Annotated in this window: 13 protein-coding genes; 2 read left to right on the top strand and 11 right to left on the bottom strand. The window is 57.5% G+C overall.

What is annotated here, in order from left to right; genetic code table 11:
* Nucleotides 1–38: 38 nt before the first annotated feature.
* The 3 genes from Mal65_RS22690 to pdxH all read right to left on the bottom strand — a co-directional run bounded on the left by Mal65_RS22690 (nucleotide 39) and on the right by pdxH (nucleotide 2550).
* Nucleotides 39–776, bottom strand: coding sequence for a hypothetical protein (locus tag Mal65_RS22690; protein ID WP_145303019.1), 738 nt, complete (start codon nucleotides 774–776; stop codon nucleotides 39–41).
* Between the two features lie 143 nt (nucleotides 777–919).
* Nucleotides 920–1924, bottom strand: a complete 1005-nt coding sequence (locus Mal65_RS22695) for a carbohydrate kinase family protein (RefSeq protein WP_165701470.1) — start codon at nucleotides 1922–1924, stop codon at nucleotides 920–922.
* Nucleotides 1921–2550: a pyridoxamine 5'-phosphate oxidase gene (pdxH, locus tag Mal65_RS22700; RefSeq protein WP_145303023.1), complete on the bottom strand. Its 630-nt coding sequence runs from the start codon at nucleotides 2548–2550 to the stop codon at nucleotides 1921–1923. Before pdxH ends, Mal65_RS22695 begins: the two co-directional genes overlap by 4 nt.
* A 208-nt stretch (nucleotides 2551–2758) precedes the next feature.
* Between pdxH and Mal65_RS22705 the strand changes: the two genes are divergently transcribed.
* Both Mal65_RS22705 and Mal65_RS22710 read left to right on the top strand, forming a co-directional pair.
* Entirely contained in the window at nucleotides 2759–3427 is a 669-nt protein-coding gene (locus tag Mal65_RS22705) for a YqgE/AlgH family protein (RefSeq protein ID WP_145303026.1), read from the top strand.
* A 90-nt stretch (nucleotides 3428–3517) separates the two neighbouring features.
* On the top strand, nucleotides 3518–3889 hold the full coding sequence (locus tag Mal65_RS22710) for a cold-shock protein (protein WP_145303029.1): 372 nt from the start codon (nucleotides 3518–3520) through the stop codon (nucleotides 3887–3889).
* Nucleotides 3890–3931: 42 nt separating this feature from the next.
* Here the strand turns inward: Mal65_RS22710 and Mal65_RS22715 are convergent, their stop codons facing one another.
* From Mal65_RS22715 to Mal65_RS22750, 8 genes are all read right to left on the bottom strand, one after another.
* The gene (locus Mal65_RS22715) at nucleotides 3932–5893 is read right to left on the bottom strand and encodes a hypothetical protein (protein ID WP_145303032.1); all 1962 of its coding nucleotides are present in this window, start codon (nucleotides 5891–5893) and stop codon (nucleotides 3932–3934) included.
* A complete protein-coding gene (locus tag Mal65_RS22720; protein WP_145303035.1) occupies nucleotides 5878–8253 on the bottom strand; it encodes an ABC transporter substrate-binding protein in 2376 nt (791 codons plus the stop codon). The genes Mal65_RS22715 and Mal65_RS22720 overlap by 16 nt, the downstream gene beginning before the upstream one ends.
* A 198-nt stretch (nucleotides 8254–8451) precedes the next feature.
* Nucleotides 8452–11832 carry a BamB-related PQQ repeat family beta-propellar protein gene (locus Mal65_RS22725; protein WP_145303037.1) on the bottom strand — a complete coding sequence of 1127 codons (3381 nt, stop codon included), beginning with the start codon at nucleotides 11830–11832 and terminating at the stop codon, nucleotides 8452–8454.
* A 164-nt stretch (nucleotides 11833–11996) separates the two neighbouring features.
* On the bottom strand, nucleotides 11997–12833 hold the full coding sequence (locus tag Mal65_RS22730) for an ExbD/TolR family protein (protein ID WP_196784384.1): 837 nt from the start codon (nucleotides 12831–12833) through the stop codon (nucleotides 11997–11999).
* A gap of 1 nt (nucleotide 12834) precedes the next feature.
* The gene (locus tag Mal65_RS22735; protein ID WP_145303040.1) at nucleotides 12835–13311 is read right to left on the bottom strand and encodes an ExbD/TolR family protein; all 477 of its coding nucleotides are present in this window, start codon (nucleotides 13309–13311) and stop codon (nucleotides 12835–12837) included.
* 9 nt (nucleotides 13312–13320) lie between these two features.
* Entirely contained in the window at nucleotides 13321–13977 is a 657-nt protein-coding gene (locus Mal65_RS22740) for a MotA/TolQ/ExbB proton channel family protein (RefSeq protein WP_196784385.1), read from the bottom strand.
* 258 nt (nucleotides 13978–14235) lie between these two features.
* A complete protein-coding gene (locus tag Mal65_RS22745; RefSeq protein WP_145303046.1) occupies nucleotides 14236–15180 on the bottom strand; it encodes a hypothetical protein in 945 nt (314 codons plus the stop codon).
* A 101-nt stretch (nucleotides 15181–15281) separates the two neighbouring features.
* Nucleotides 15282–17000 carry a hypothetical protein gene (locus Mal65_RS22750; RefSeq protein ID WP_196784386.1) on the bottom strand — a complete coding sequence of 573 codons (1719 nt, stop codon included), beginning with the start codon at nucleotides 16998–17000 and terminating at the stop codon, nucleotides 15282–15284.
* Nucleotides 17001–17197: the final 197 nt, after the last annotated feature.

The following is a 17197-nucleotide window of genomic DNA, read 5'->3' on the forward strand; positions in this document are numbered from 1 at the left end:
AGACGGGGGCCAGTTGCGTTTTGCCAGCGTCAAAAGCACTAGGCCTGACGTAACATCGTTTTCAACGATTGCTGCAAAACACCAAAGTCTTCGTCACGGGGGTCATCCGCGATGTCGGTGTAGTAATCGTTGTCGATCCCCAACTGCTGTTTCATGATCGCAGCCCGAGCCGGATCGACGTCCAGAACCAGGTCCGACAATTCGAAATCCCGGTCCCACAAAATTTCATCGGCCAACGCATCGATGACAAAATCCCAGCGGTCTTCGTCATCACAATCCAGCGGCGGGAGCCCAAAGTCATCATCGAACAGATCGTCCGCCTGGTTGTCCAATTCCGATTCGCCGGGTGGGAAGCGTTCCAAATAGGCCTCGCTAACCAACGCCCGCCAAGCGAATGACGCAAGCTGTCCCTGTTCCACGGCATCACGCTGCCCGTCGATCAACGGACCGGGGGTCGGCAGCCCCATGATTTCATAATCGATCTGGTCCATCACATTGCGGAACACGGCATAGACCGTCGCTTCGTTGGTCGCGTTCAGTTCCGCCGGCGTGACGGTCGAACACAGCAAATGACGAGTCACATCGGACAGCACAGCGATTTGCTGCACGCTGGACAGTTGGTCAAAAAGTGACACGCCGGTATGAACCAACCGGGATTCGGGGGCGCCGCGATTCTGGCGAGTGATCTGATCGATCAGCAGGTCAACGCTGCTGCGAAACAGCCGACTTTCCCAAACCGTTAACGTGCGATCACCCGCGGGAGTTTGCCATGTCATGACGCTTTGCAACCTGTGCGTCGGATCGATTCGTCGATGGATACGTGCGTCGGTGGACGATCCGGCCGGCAGCCCCACTGCTTGCCCAGCCGTGCAGATCCACCCGACGACGAATCATAACGCGGTCGTCACAAATTGTCCTATCAAAATCTTTTGCCGGACGACCGCCATCCCATCAGCCGAATATCCAGTTGGCTGGTTTCGAAGGCCAAACCGCCGACCGCTGTGGCGTTGATCGCCGCGACATGGGCCGCACACCGCGAAGCCGATTTCGGATCTTGCCCCCGCGCGATCGCTGCCAGAAAAGCTCCGTGGAAAACGTCACCGCATCCCGTCGTATCAACGACTTTGTCGACGGAAAACGCCGGTTGATGCCAACTTTCCCCCCGGCAATCGGGGCCGCCGGCGGAAACGAACCAACTGCCGTCCACACCGGCGGTAACGCCAACAATTCCTGCGGAAGTGGTATCGAACAAATGCGTTGCCAGCGATTCCGGCGACAACGATTGGTCCACATCCGTGTTGCCGTCCTTGGATGCGGCCAACATGGCTTCGGCAAATTGCCGTGCCACGATCAAGATGTCGGCTTGCCGGACCAGCGGTAAAATCGAATCACGGTACCGATAAGCCCCGCCATCATAGGACACCCGCGTCCCGGATCGCTTGGCAATCGCGATCGCTTGCAGGCTGGCATCCAAGTGTCGGCCGCTTAGATGCAACAACTTGGCCGCAGCAACGGTTTCGACATAGCGTTCTTCCCAACGCAGGTCGATGTCGCGTCCCGGTGAAAACACGATGGTTCGTGTACCACCCTTTTCGGCACTCCAAATACTGGCCACCGAAGCGGTCGCCCCTTGGCACCGTTGCAAGAGTCCGTCGTTCACCCCCGCGCGATGCAGGGATTCAATGATCTGAGTTGAGGCGTCGTCGTACCCCAAACGATCCAGCAACACGGCGTTGCACCCGAGTTTCGCCGCGGTCGCCATCGCGACGGTGATTCCGCCGCCGATCGTTTGCAAACGGTGATCCGACCGAACCACAGAATCTTCGTCCGGGTATCGGTCAACCAAAAATATCTGGTCCCAAACCGATACGCCGATACCGACCATATCGACCGGTTCGGCGTTGCGTTCGCTTTGATCCGTCACGGCGACAGTCGCTGGATTTCCCATTGATCTTGATCACGTCGGTACTGGATCCGATCGTGCAAACGACTTGGACGCCCCTGCCAAAATTCAATGCGGTCGGCGGTGACCTCATATCCGCCCCACTGATCGGGCAACGGAACCACGTCGCCGTTGAACTGATTGGTCAACTCCTGATACCGCTGCTGCAACACGTCGCGTCCATCAACGACGCTGGACTGCGCGCTGGTCCACGCACCGACTTGGCTTTCCCTTGGACGCGAATGGAAATACTGTTCACTGCGTTGGCGACTGACCTTTGCCGCGACGCCGTCGATCAAAACTTGACGTTCCAAATGTGGCCAAAAGAAACACAGGGACACACGCGGATTCTGCTGCAAGTGTTGACCTTTGACCGACCCATAGTTGGTGTAAAAGACGAACTTGCTCTCTTCGACGCCCTTCAACAAAACGATCCGGCTGGTGACCGTCCCGTCACTTGATGCCGTGGCCAGTGTCATGGCGTTGACCTCCATCCAATCCGGCAGATCCGATTGCCGGGCTTCATGAAACCAACGATCGAACTGGACCAATGGATCGGGGGCGACGTCGCCGATGTCCAGCCCCGCCAGACAGTAATTTTTTCGCATCGTATCGATCGTCACCGCAAACACCCTTTCATTCGTTGCCACGAATCCGTTGTGAAGGATCCGGAAATCGGCCGATTGGGCCTCCCCGCCCGAAAGGGGACCATCAATTGGCATGAACCTTGCATTTTCACTGTCAGGTGTCCCGCAAATTGCCATGCTGGCAGCGGGGCCACCCCTGACTGTTTTCCTACACTTAGCGTGATGAAAGATGAAGGACCCTTCGGCGGGCAACCTGCTGGTTGCGTCCACTTTGATTGATACCCCGACGGTCGCGCGATCGGTCTGTCTGCTGGTGCATCGACAAGACGATGCCGTGATTGGCGTGATGTTGAATCGTCCCATGCAGACGCCTCCCGGGCTGCTGGACGGACTGTTCGATTCGGACGAAAAATCGTCGCAGGCACGTTTTCGGCTGCCCGATTCCGACACAGAATTGCCGGCTGATTCCGAGGAATGCAATGACCAGAGCCTGATCGTGCCTTCGGCGTCCGCATTGCCATCCACTGAAAACGCACCGCCGATCCATTTTGGTGGCCCCCTGTCCGGCCCGTTGGTGGCGATTCACGCGGAAGCTGATCACGCGGAAACCGAGACCGGCAGGGGAATTTTCGTCACCGCCCAAAAGGACAACCTGCAACAACTGATCCGAGACGCGGATCGGCCGTATCGTTTGATGATCGGCCATTTGGGCTGGCATCCAGACCAGTTGCAACGCGAGATTGACGAAGGCTGGTGGCACGTCTTACCGGCATCCGCGGACAGCGTTTTTTCGGACAATGCCGAAATGTGGCCCCGGTTGGTCCGCCGTGCCACCGCGGGTTCGATGGCCAAGTGGATGCAGATCCCTGACGACGAACGGGCCCACGAGCTAAATTGATCCGGACAATCTGATCGCGCGACGCCAACTGCTTGGAATCGTCGCCGTGTCGTATCCGTCTGGCCCCGTCAATCCTTTCCGAGCCGTTGTATGCCGCGCCCCACCGATCCCGATCCGGATCGTCCTCGCCCGTTTCCGATTCAACGAAAGCGTCTGGGGGTGATCCGATTCATCCGCCCCGACGGTGAATTTGGATTCATCGAAGCCGAAGATTTTCGCGACGATGTCTTCTTTCACCACACCGTATGGCAGAGCGATAAGGGGCAAGTTCCGCAAGAGAAAATGGCCGTCGAATTTGAGATCGACGATGACCACATGCGGGAAACGGACAAACTGCGGGCCAAGATCGTGCGGCCAACGACACGTCCGCTGGGCAAGAAACTTTCCGGACGAGATGCACCTCACCTGATCATCAAACATCACCCCAATGCCAGGCGAAAACGCCCAAACTGGCGTAAATAGCTGATCCCCATAGCGACATCACTTCATCGCCCAATCCGCTGATCAGCCGAACGGGTCCTCGTCCTTAGGATCCGGTTCGGATTCCGCGGGAGCACTGTCGGCCTTCTTTCTGGCGTTCAGGACCTCCACTTCCAATTCGGATAACAAGCGTCCGTTGATGAACTTCACCAACGTCTCTCGTGTGGTGGCAAACAGGTTGTCGACCTTGCGCCGCTGATTCGGGTCGCGACCGATGGCTTTCAAGAACTCATCTTGCTTGTTGCTCAGATCGTCTGCGATAGCTTGATTGGTGGGCTGATCGCGGAGCTGCCCCAACAGTTCTTCGGCCTTGTCAATTTCCCCACGCTCCAATCGCAAGCGGATGCGAGCGGCAAACAATTCGCGAATCGCCACCAAGTCGATGATCGCGTTCTGCACACCACGCACATACGCTTCCGCACGCAGGCGCATGTCGTCGCCAATCAGCCCGGCGGTTTCCTGGTTAGCTCGACCAGGCACCAACGGCAAACGTGCCAGCACGGCGCCACCGTTTTTCACATAGAACAAACGCAAAGGCTGGTCATTGCGTTCAATCACCAAGCGACCATCCCAGTTTGTGCGGCCGACAAAGTTCATGTGGCGTGAATCCAATTCACGCTCGTAGATTTCGTAACCGATCAGCGGAAAATCGGGCTTTTCGCGGGCGTGCAGTCGCAGTTCGGTTTGCTCGCCATCGATCGCCACCTTCAAACCCATGCGGAAGGTGCGATTGTTCATCCGCACCTTCAACGTGTTGGATTTACCGGCGTGGATATTGCCTTTGGCTTTCCGTTGGTCCGCTTCGGTGACCAAGACGTAGGTCCAATCGGCGGGACCGACAATCAACGGTTTGCCGTTGTGATCGTTCTTACGGATCATCGGGCGTAACACATCACCGACCCGAATCATCGCGGGACTGTCTTCGGCGACGATCAGCCCCCCACCACGCACCAAGCCGCTGGTGGTTTTGGTACCGGCATCATCCAAACGCACGACGGGGGCAAACGCCGCAGTGACGGCGCGTCCGATTGACGCGGGGACTTCCGGCCGTGACCAACAGGAAAACGTTTTGACGCCACCGACGTAACGCATCAACGTGTCCAATTCCACCGCTCGAACCACGGGGCCGGATTCGGCGGTGGACTCATACGTGACGATAAAGACTTTGTCATATTTCTTCGTCACCTGAATGACCTGATCATCCAGTGGCGGGATCACCAACTTGGCCTCCGGATCATCCAACTGACCAGCGGCACCACGAGTCAAAAACAATGCTTCGGTGGACTCCTCGGGCCACTGTCGCATTAACCGCAGCGAATCACCGTCAATGACATTCAACTTGTCGGCGATCGTCGAAAGAGAAGCCTGGCCACCATTTTCGACATGACGGGTGATGACATCCCGTCGTGTTGACGTCGTTGCCACCTTGTCGACGAAGCGGTTGACATCATCGATGTAACGGATCTGGCTGGCGTCCGGATGATTTCGCTTGACGGCGATCACCAAGTCGGACGACGCCAGCCGTTGAAAGTCCAAACCTTCCAAGTCTCGCATCGCTTCGGTGCCGACGGCCACCGGCGTATCGCGAATGTCCAATCGCCACAACGCATCAAAATCACGACGCAGAAATTTTCGCAGCGGCTTTTCAACCGCGTCGGCATCGACAGCGGGATCATCGCTGGCCAACCAGATCAACACGCGGTACGGGTCGTAATCCCAAGGCGTGACCATCGGTGGAGTGGTGGAGCTTGAACCGGCATCGGCGGAACGCGACGGCTGGGAATTTTGGGCCGACGCGCAAGGCATCCAGGACAGCACGGCCCAACAGGTCGCTGCGACAAGAACGAAACCATGTCGGCCCCAATCGGTCGGTGCTGTCAACGCGGAAACACCGTTGACTTGACCGCTGGTGTCGCGATGGAAGTGTTCGCTGGTGCCCCGAGCTTTCGGATCGTCATCGATCAACGCTGTCATTGCAGCTGCCATTGGTCGGCGTTTTCGTAAAGTGAAACAATGTCCGTCCCGATCCCACGGACCTGACGGCGATACGCATAGGAATCGATCAATTGCCACAACGGCAAGATCGGCAATTCCTGGCTGACGTAGAAGTGCAGCAGTAGCAAGCGATCGCGAGCCTCACGCCAGTTTCGCGATTCTTCCAATTGCCGCAGACCGAGACCGATGTACTGATTGCCGCTTTGGGCCAAACCGTTGGGCCCCAACAGTCGTCGCGCATCGATGATGGGTTCCCAAATTGCCAGTGACGTGTAGACCAAGTCGGCGGTGTCTTCCTCGGGATAACTCGCACCGGTGGGCAGTTCGACCAGTTCGACATCCAAATCCAACAGTTGCCACTGCGACTTGATCGCTTCGCAAGCGGTTCGCGACAGGTTGTCCGACGGATACGCCAAACGCAGCGGCGTCATCTCCGGCATCTCTTTTTCCGCACGCTGCGCGGCCGATTTCATTTCATTCTGGTTCAGTGCGACCAACAACTTGGCAACCGAGGGCTCATACCGCCGCGGCTGGATCGTCCGATCATAGGCATAGCCCATCGGATCATCCCGCTCCTTGCCGGCCGGGAACGGGCCGGAAATGACCTGACATCCTGGCGTTTGGAAGCCTTCCAGGAGTTCGCCTTTTAAAATGTCTTCGCGATTGATCCCGTACAACAAAGCACGCCGGAATGTACGTTCAGCGACAAAGGGATGATCGCTGCAGGGAATCAGCATGTGCACCGTCGGCAATGGATATTCCGACACACGAATGTCACGACTGCTTTTCAAGCGAGCGGCATCCGAAGGGAACAGTTGATCCAATACATCGATTTCGCCCTGCAACAACTGCGCGACGCCTTCGGCGGCCGATGACATTTTCGTTTCAATGATCTCCCGGGGCTGCGATTCAATCCGCGGCTGGTTGATCAAACGGTAACGCGATTCCACTTCATCGACACCGACTCGTTCATAGTCCCCCGTCGGCGCCCCGATCTCCTGACCGAACCACGATCCGTCCACCGGCAATTGCAACAGACTGGCTGGCAACACGTGAGGACGCCGCAGGATACAGCGGATTTCCTTGGGGCCGTTCATGCCCATCGTTTTCAGCGCCGCGGCGAAAGCCGTGAAATAGGTTTCACTTTCTGGACGTGCCCGATCGGCAATGCGATCAAACACATCAAAACCATTCACCTGGTTCAATGGCGGAGGCAAACTTTCGGGTTCGAAGTAAAGATCAAACTCCAACCGGTCGGCACTCTGTTCGGTTTGCCCAAACAGAAACTCGTACTCACCACCCTCAGGCCCGGCGCCACGCATTTCAAATAATGTTCGGTACAACAATCGCCCCGATCGACGCGACGCCCAGTTGGACATGTTGGTCGGGTCCAAGTCACGTGCGGCTTGCAACACGCCGACATTGACCATTGGATAGATGCGATTCAGTTCACGAACCAGTTCTTTTGCGCCCGCCAGGGATGGCCGCAGATGAACGGCGTCTCGGGCCAAGCGATGCGCGTCGCGATAGTCTTCACGGTCCTTGGCGGCAATCGCTTGATCCATTCGCTGCGTGGCCATCCGCACGAAGGCTTGGTTCCATTTGGCGACGCTTTTTAGGTTCTGGCCCCGGTACTCGTCTTCCAGTTGCGACAACATTTTCTGGGCGTCGTCCAACTTGCCGTCTTCGACCAACTTACCCATCAGTCGATCGTTCAGCCCGTCGATCGCCCCCAACAATCGATCGACTTTGTAATCCGGGTTGTAACGTCGCAGTTCTTTCAGCATCGCCAACGATTGCACAAATTCGCTGCGGGACGCACGATCGATTGCGTCTTGCCAGAGAAAATCGCTGCGAATCTGAGTCAATTCGGGCAGATTTGGGAAATCACGAATCAGCACGGAAAGAAACGGATAAGCGCCTTTGAAATCGCGGCGGGCAATCCGCTCGGACGTTTCGCGTTTCAGACGCTGTTCCCAGAAATCAATCCGATCGACGTCCGACCACTTGGCCCCGAAAACACGGTCGTCGATTCCCAACACTTCCACCCGCAGCGTTCCCGTTTGGCCGTTGATGGATGTTCGGTTGGGCAAATCCAACAAACGAGCTTTCACCCAACCGCCACCGGCATCTTTGCTGAAAAAGATCAGGTCATGGGGTTCTTCCTGCAACAACTGCAGTCCCGGGTCGGGTGGCGATCCTGACTGGGCGTAGTTCAGCAACTCAGCCGCGCGGGCAACGCTGGTGGAAACCGTTACCGCAAAAAGACAACACACCAGGATGCACCGGAGCCCCACCGCCGATAACGCGATCGATCGCCGGAAAATGCGTCCCGCGTGACGGTCTGCCATCCGATGCGTTGCCCCCGATCGACATCGACCCCGAATTGGATGGGTCGTCGGGAAAGGCGTCGGTTCGGAAGCGAATTTCCAAACAATGTGTTCTGCGATCATGACTAGCGACCCAATGTACTGGCACGGAGGCAATCGAACGGCGGACGAATGGGATGCGATCGATATCCCTAAGATTCGCTTCACCACAAACGGTCTCTAAAACTCCGTGATGTAAACCACCCCTTCTTCACCGGGCACCAGAAAGCGATTATCGCCAACGGTCACCGGCTGTGCCGAAATTGGTTGTCCGAGATCTTTTTCCGCGATTCGTTTGCCCGTGTTGCGATCGACGGTCACCATCCATCCGTCGCGTCCGGTGAACAACCATTGGTCGTCACTGACGGCGGTCGGCGGTCCGACCAACCGCCCCGCAGGCAAATCAACGGCAAATTTTTGCTTGCCCGCTTCGTCGAAGACCCGAAGCTGTCCATCATCGGTCCGCAACAGCGCGACCGAGTCGTCTTGGGGCGCCGCCGTTGGCCCCCAAACCACGCGACCATCCAAAAGTGATTCGAATTGCAATTCCAAACCGGTCATGTCGTAGCCGACCAGAAAATCAGCGGCCGGCCCGGCCGTCGTCGCGACCATAGTGGTACCAACACGGGTCGCTGGCCCCAACAAAGGTTTGTCAATCTGGGTTTGTGACAGCTCACGCATCTGTTGTCCGACACGCAGCCGGTACAGTCGGCCCAGACTGTCGGACAAGACGACTTGATCGGGATCATCCGCCAACGGCACCGGATCGGACCAAGAAACCACACCGGTCGGATCGACCGAGGGCTGGAACGGGCTGCCCAAGGTGGCCCCGGTTTGCCAACGCATCAAAACTGCGCGACCGGTATCCAGCGGAATCAGCAAACCACCACCGGCGACGATCGGTTGGCCGGCGGTTTTCGCGCGCCCCGGCAAACGAATCGTCACTTTCCGCAACATGTCGCGTTGACGTGACGGATCGTAAACCAAGATTTCGCTGGGTTCTTGGCTGTTGACCAAAATCCGATTGGGCGTTTCCTGGCCGGCCGAAGCGGCCAGGATCGGGTCGACAAACCGCATCGCCACGCCTTCGCCCCCTGGGTTTTCCAGCGGTGCTTTGGTACTGCCTTCTGCCAACGCGGCGCGGTCCAATTCAAACAGCGCACCCTGGCTGGTGATGGCATGAAATGCCGCCTTGCCGGGCACCCGCTGCAGCATTGCGATCGGCACACCGACATCGGTTTGCCACACCATGTCGCCCGTTTCTGGTGACGCCGCGGTAACACGAATGCCCGATGTCCCCCGCAACACACGGGCATGAATCAAAGCGTCATCCAACGCAATCGGCTGACCGACAAAGGCATCGCCGTCGTGTTTGACCCAATCACGAACCACCGTGCCGGTATTGATCTGCAGCTGGAAACGAGCGATGCGGGTTCCGGTGATCCACATCTGGCTGCGATTGGCGGCCATGCGGGTCAGCGTGGGCTGTTTGTACGACGGCGAACACTTGGCAATCGACGAAACCTTGTCACGATCGGCTGTCGGTTCCACGTCGTACACGTTGACTTCCCCCAGATCCGTCAAAACGATCAAGCGGCGTTTCTGGACGATCGGCGGGACGATGACATTGCCATTCAACTGAAACACCTGAACGGGCGTCAGATTCTTGCCTTCGTCGTCCAGCCGCAGGACATGCACTTTCGTCGCGTCAGTGGCATAGTTTTCGAAAACGAACAGGTGCCCCAGCAACGGAACCGGCGGAACCTGGATGGTGCCCTCGCGATGGCCGATGTAGTAACTTTCGACGCATTTTCCGTCGCGCGTGTTTAGCAAGTAAAGATTGCTGTGGTTGCCAGGCAAGTATGCCATGTCGGCACGATCATCGACCCCCGGGCTAGTTTCCAGGGGTTGTGGGATTTGCGTCGACCACATGGCATCACCGGTTTCCAAGTCCAGCGAATACACCACGCCGGATTCTCCGGAAACGAACGTCGCGCCGCGTGTCATCACGGGCTGGCTAAACGGTTCCCCCAAGCTGCTGCGCCATTGAACATCGCCGGTTTGGCCGTCACATCGCGACAAATCATTCCGCACACCGTTGGTCAACAACACACTTTGCCCGGCCCCGATCCGCAGCGGTGGATGGGTATTGGTGCTGCCGACGTATTTGCGCCACAACAACCGTCCGTCCTCGGCCGAAAACGCCAACACCGACGCCGCGGCACCGACGTAAACGATTTCATCCTGCAATGACACGATGGAGTCGCCGACCAGGGTGGTCAAAGCGATCGACCGCATCGAATCCGATTCATCGGCGGCTTGATCCGTCTCGGGCAACCGGCTGGAAGGGCCGACCAACGTCTGCTGGATCTCACTTGCCTTTTGAATCAATTCTTCCAGACGATCGTTGTCACGCAGTTCGGGAAAATCTCGCAACAATGCGAAACGAGTGTCATAGGCCTCCTTGGTCTCTTTCGCCTCCAGCGATGCCTTCATGCTGGCAACGGCCTGATCCAGTTGCAGGTTTCGGTTGATTTCACGCTGAACCCGCGCCCGGGTCTCTTTGACCGAATTCAGACGACCGGCCAAAGTCACTCGCATTTGCGATGACACATACAGCGGGTTGTCCATGAAATCGATGTGTTCATCCAAATCGGATAACAACTGCTGTTTTTCGCCGGTCGATTCAGATTCGTCGGCGGCCTGGGCGATATTTTCTGCGATATCCGTCAGCAATGCCGCCAGATCATCGCGGTCATCATTCAGCGCCTGTTCCTCGGCGACTGCCGGCAACACATTCTTGGCGACTTCCAGGCCACGCACCGGATTGGGAACGGCTTTGGCACGGTAAAGTTCGCTCAGGGCGACGCGTGTCCGGGCCAGCGATGAATATTGATTGTCATTGCCATAATTGTCCAAGAACTTGGTGTACTGCTCTTGCGCCGGCTGAAAGCTTTGTTGGTTGTAAAGTTTGTCGGCTTGCTTGATAAAGTCCTCGGCACTGTCGCGTCCCAGGACGAAATACAGCGCCGAAAAGATCAGCACCAACATCACGATGATGCCGGCATAGCCGTACACCTTGAACGAGTCCCAAATCGACTTATCCGGTGTCTTCGTTCGACGCACTGGCCGAACCGATGTGCCGCCGGCAATCGACGACAAATCGCCGCCGGCATCTTCACCGTCGGCATCCACCGGTTGGGCCATCGGGACGTCATCGTCAGCCGATGCGGCCAGGGCGACCGGCACCGCTTCGGCAATCGGTTCTTCTTCCTCGGCTTCGACGGATTCCTCGGAATCGGCAAACGTCAGTTCGTCGACTTGCCCCTCCGACTCCGGTGCATCTTCTAGTTCATCCTGGTACTCGCCGCTTCGGAGTTCGCCAATCAGCTTGGTGGCTTGAAACCGTGTCAACTGTCCGTTGTCGACCAGCAACTTGGCAACCGCTTCGGGTGTGACGCGACTGCCACTTTGCTGAAGCTGTTCGCGGAGGGCTTCGATGATCTCTTGATCGAGCAACGCGAGTCGCTCCAATCGATCGATCAGTTCTTTGGCAAGCATGATTAGACGTTGGTCAGGGTGAAAAGTGGATTCGATGGTTGCCGTCGACGCGGCAAGGTTCCGTCGATGCGTCACAGTCTGGTCGGGTTCGAATCGGGGGTGGTGCAATCTTTTTCCCACCGTGATTCCCGGAAACAACCACCGACAAAGCTGAACGTCTTGGGTTAATCAAACCCGTCGACTTGTGCGACTTTGATTTCCGTGTATCCGGCGATCGTCCCGGCATCCATCCCGTCGACCAAGGCCTGCAGTTTCGCCTCTTCGTGAACCCGAATGTTCAATTTCATTCCGTCACGTCGTCCCGCAATCGCCTCTTTCAGTGTATTGGTCAGGTTCTGTTTTCCTGGGGTCTCGCGTTCCCAATCGGGTGCCAATACCAAGAACGAACCGTGTTGGTCGATTTCCAATTCGACGACGTCCAGTTCGTCCAGGATTTCTTCTTCGTTAGCCGTGCTGGGCAGATCGCTGGTCTGCCGTGGCATTTCAATCGATTTTTGCAAACTGAAAGACGCGGTGACCATGAAGAAGATCAACAACAGGAACGTGACGTCCACCATGGGCGTCATGTCCAATTCCTCTTGTTCTTTGGGTTCACGCTTTAGGCTGTCGGCCAGTTCGTCGGCCACGTCGTCGTCATCCCAACCTTCGGGGACCGGCGTGCCGGCAACAGCCAATTCTTCATCCTGACCGGCAACTGGAATCGCCTGGGCCACGGCCAATGGCACTGCGACCGCGGCGTCCAAAGCTTCAGCGGCGGGTTCATTCGCCCAGCGTTCTTGGCCCCCCTGGTCCACGACGGCAATGACGTCGACCGGAACGTCTTCACTCGACTCGGCCACTGGCACATCCGCCGCCTCCACCAAGGGCTCCGCTGGCAAATCGACTTCATCGGGCACATGAATCAACTGATCACACTCGGGACAGCGGATGTCCTTTCCCGCCATCCGTTGATTCACCGAATGGGTGCTGCCACAGTTTTCGCAGGTCAACGGGATCGACACGTCACTGCTCCTTCACCGCGATGTAGGTGACGTCCAGATCCTCAAACGCGTCGCCGATGATTCGTTGAACACGTGTGACATGCATCACACTCAGGTCGGCATCCCCCATCAACATCACGTGTGTCTTTTGGCGTCCGACGGTCCGATTCAATTCGGTGTCGACATATTCAACAATTTCGGCCGCCTGAACTTCTTCGTCCATGCTGAACGGGGTGCCGTCCAAACGCGTCACGATCGCCTTGTCTTCCGGTCCAGGCTCCAAGAACAAAACCGCCGAATCATCTGCCGACACGGCCAGCCCGTTGTCTGCACTGGGGATGGTACCGGTCTGTGTCGGATCCATTTTGGACGCAACGACAAAAAAGATCAGCAACAAGAACGTGATGTCGATCATCGGCGTGATATCCATCTCGTCCTCGGCACGTTTGTGTCGAGGCAGATGAATCGAATCGTCTTGTTCGGAAAGGTGCTGTGTCATCGCAAGGGATCAGGCGGCACGACCGGTTTCTTTAGACAGTCCTGTTTTGAACGCTTCGAAGAATCGCGTCACACCGGAACTGACCAAGTCCTCCATTTTGGCGATTCGGATGTTCACGTTGGCGACCAGGATCATCAACGGAATGGCAATCGCCAGACCACTGGCGGTCGTCACCAACGCGACACGAATATCGCCGGCCAGCGCCGACGGTTCGACGGTTTCGGCCGTTGCCAACGTTTGGAATGCGCCCATCATCCCGAACACGGTCCCGAAAAGACCGATCATCGGGGCCGCCTTGATCACCGTGCCGACCCAACTGAGCCGATACTCCAGGTCGCTGAGCACGTCGCGTTGGAACCGGTCGGTCATGATTTGACGGGCGCGACGCAGACCAAAATGCCGGTTGGCCACGGCCAATTCGACCATTTGGGGAATTGCACGAGCGTCGTCTTCACAGTGGTCCAGCACCGCGTCGAACTGCCCCGATTCCAACAACGGAACGACTTCGTCCAGATACGCATCCTGTTCGTCTTCGCTGACGAACCGCTTCTGGTTGACACGAGTCCACACCAGAACGATGCAATAGATGCCCCACAGCGCGACCGCCGCCAGAGCCAAGTACGTGGAGTTCGAAATGATATCGAAAAGTGAGGTAGCGAGGACCATCAAGGATCCCATCCTTCCACTGCGGGGGATTTACTGACAAGCGGTTCAATCTGTACGACAAGTGGTGCCGACGGGCGCCGGACGTCCCATCACCAGGCGGCAACGCAGGGTTCCAACACTTTCACCCGAACACCCCGCCGGTGCAACGCGGCATGGGCGGATTTCATGGACACTTCGGACGCCGTGGGCCGGATAACCCGCCGCTTGGGCGGCCAACGGAGCGGCCGGGCCGTCTTCGTCCCGGGCAACGTGCCACAATCAAGGTTTCGGCGACCGATAGCGTTGGTCGATCACTTCAAACGTGAATCCGTCACCGCCGGGTTTGCATTCAAAGACAGTCTTGGCGATTTCCTGAACCGTCTCGCGCCCCTTCGAAAACGCATGAGTCATCTCGATCGTATACAACAAGTCTTCTAATTCGGGCGGGATGAACCGCAACTGGGTGCGGCCGCCGTCCAGACTGACGCCGGCCTGCATCAACAGTTGTTGGTCAAAACGTTGCAGCGGACTGGGGCGAGTCCACATGAAATACAGTCGTTTTTCTGTGGATGTGTCGACCAGTCGCCGTGATTTGGGATTTCCCGCCAAGTTGAATGCATAGTCCACGCCCTGGGTTCCGCCGCCCATCACGGCCAGTTCGATGCCGAAAAAGTCCAACTGCTTGGCGTAGGACTTGATGTCTTTGGCGGTGAAATTCAATTGCCAGCGTTCGCCCCGCGGCACGACATAGGGGCCTTCACCGGGCGGCCCAGGGGGCCGACTGTCACCCATCCCGGTGCCCACATTCGTGGCGGTGGCCTGGGTGTCGTTGGACGTCAGGGTGGCGGCCACGCTGCTGACGCTATCGGTGACCGCTTCGATGGTGTCTTCCAGGGTCGGTTCCAGCAATTCTTCGACTTCTTCTTCGCCCGGGGGTTCGAAATCGCGCTCAAAGCCTTCGGCGTTTTCGCCGCGACCGCTGGCTTCTTCGATCTGCGGCTTCAGGACCATCGGCCGCGGGTCACCGGACAACAGCCAGATGATGAACATCAGGACGACAAACGTCCCGATGAACCAGATCAACGCCATGAAGAACGACGTCACGACATCGAAACGGCTGGTCCGCAACTTTTCACGTTCCGCACGGCGGGCATCGCGCAGCAGTTGGACATCGCCGTCGGCGACCGGCGGAGGTTCAATTTCGGCGGAGGTTGCCCGGGGCATGCGTGGTTTCAGCTCTCAGGTGCGGTGGTGACGCAAACGTTGCTTGCGCGGCTGATGATCCAGCCGACTTGATTGAATGTGACGGATACAGGATCTGGCATTCAGCGAAGGTCCGATTCCAAGAACACGTAATTCGGTTCCATCGTGTGATACCACCGACGCCAGTCACGCTGGGCCTGGACCACTTCATCACGATTCGGCTCGCGGGGCATGCCGACGCCGTCAAACTTTCGGCTGATGAAACGTAACCCATCGCGTGCGAAACGCTGGACCATCGCATCGTTGTCGCTCAAGGCAAAAATCAACGACGGGACGACACGTAGTTCATCGCTGCTGCCCAGCAATCGTGCAGCGACACGGCGGGCCTGCCACGACCGACTGCCACGAACCAGTCGTTCCAACCGATCCAGTTGGGCCTTGCGAACGTCGGGGTCGTCGGACAATTCCAGATCTTCGGGCAACGACTGACCGTCCAGTTCGTCGGCGCCGTCGTCTTCCAAGATGTCCAACAAATCAGTCACCGCGGCAGCAATCGGACGCCCTTTGATCTTGGTCCCTTCGACCCGAATATCGGTGGTGTCACTGGGCAAACCACGTGATCCGGCCAGCGACCCGCGATTCAAATCGACGATCGATTTCTGGGTGCTGCGGATCAAGAACAGGACGGCAAATGCCGTGGAGACGCCGGGATTGGTTCCGGCACCATCGATGATCCCAAACCCGCCCGTCTTCGGATCTTGATACTCCTTCAGCTCCTCCACGCCGTCGTTGTACCAGGCGGGACTTTTGACTTTTGTCCCGTTGGCAAACTCCAAAAAGCTCTCGTATCGCTCCAGCGTGTACAGCTGGTAGTAGTACCAATCAAAACCGCTGACTCGCTGGACCCGCTCGTACGGATTTTCGGTCCGATAGCGTTCGGCATAGCTGATCGGTGTCATGACGATGTCACGGGGCACGCGAACCTTTTTCCGGCGCTCGGATTCTTCGCGATAAATCTTCAGCGCCTTGGGCAAACCTTCGATATCGCTGACATCATCACCCCCGGTATCGCCGAAGGTCTGCAGCGCATCGGCGGCAATCAGCAAGGCGCTGCCGGCGGCCAGGGTCGTCGACATCGAAACCGGGCGCTGGTTGATCCGCTGGCCACCGGCCGTATCGACGCCGTGATAAGGCCATCCGCCCTGCACGTCTTGGACACGCCCCAGCCAACGGATGGTATCGGCCAACTGGTTTTGATCGACGTCGAAGCCGTTTCGCAACAAGGTCCACAACGCCAAGACCGCGTACTGCGTTTGGGACGTGTCGCCGTTCTTTTCGCCCGGATAGGTGTAGCCGCCGTTGGACAGACGAAATTGTTGCATCAATCGATACAACTCATTCAATTCTGATTTGTATCCATCCGGATCCAGGTCGGCCAACAACAAGATCGACACCGCCACGGTGTAGCAGAGCTTGTTGCTGTGCGAAGCTTCCGTCGTATCGGTCCGCCGCATGCGATCCAGCAGCCAGCGGACCCTTTCCACCCCTCGGGTCACCGCCGGTGCATTGGGATCACCGACCACCTTGTGATGGGCATAGGCCACCATCGCTCGCTGCCCCACACCTTGCCCGAAGCCGGTTGTCACCTGAGCAAAGGATCGTTCGTTCAAGGATTCAAGGTACCGAACCCCGCGGTCAACCATCTGCATGACCTGAGGGTCATAGGGCGAATAAGCCGACGCGGAGGGCAGCGTTCCGAACAGCCCGGTCGCCACCCACAACAGGAATCCCCAAGCGGCCGTCGCCCCCCAGGCGGTCGGCGACCGACCGATTCGTTGCACCGATGGACGGAGCCGACACGACGCCGTTGACAGAAATCTGGCTAGCATCAAACCGAGGACTGAAGAAAAAAGACGAAAAGACCGATCCATCCAAAACGCAACGACCAGAGCAACCACCTGACCGATTGACGTTTGATTTGAGGATAACCTAGGATACGCGAACCGGGAAACGAGTGATCATCCAGGATCGACTTTAT

It is taken from the genome of Crateriforma conspicua, assembly GCF_007752935.1.
GTDB classification, from domain to species: Bacteria; Planctomycetota; Planctomycetia; order Pirellulales; family Pirellulaceae; genus Crateriforma; species Crateriforma conspicua.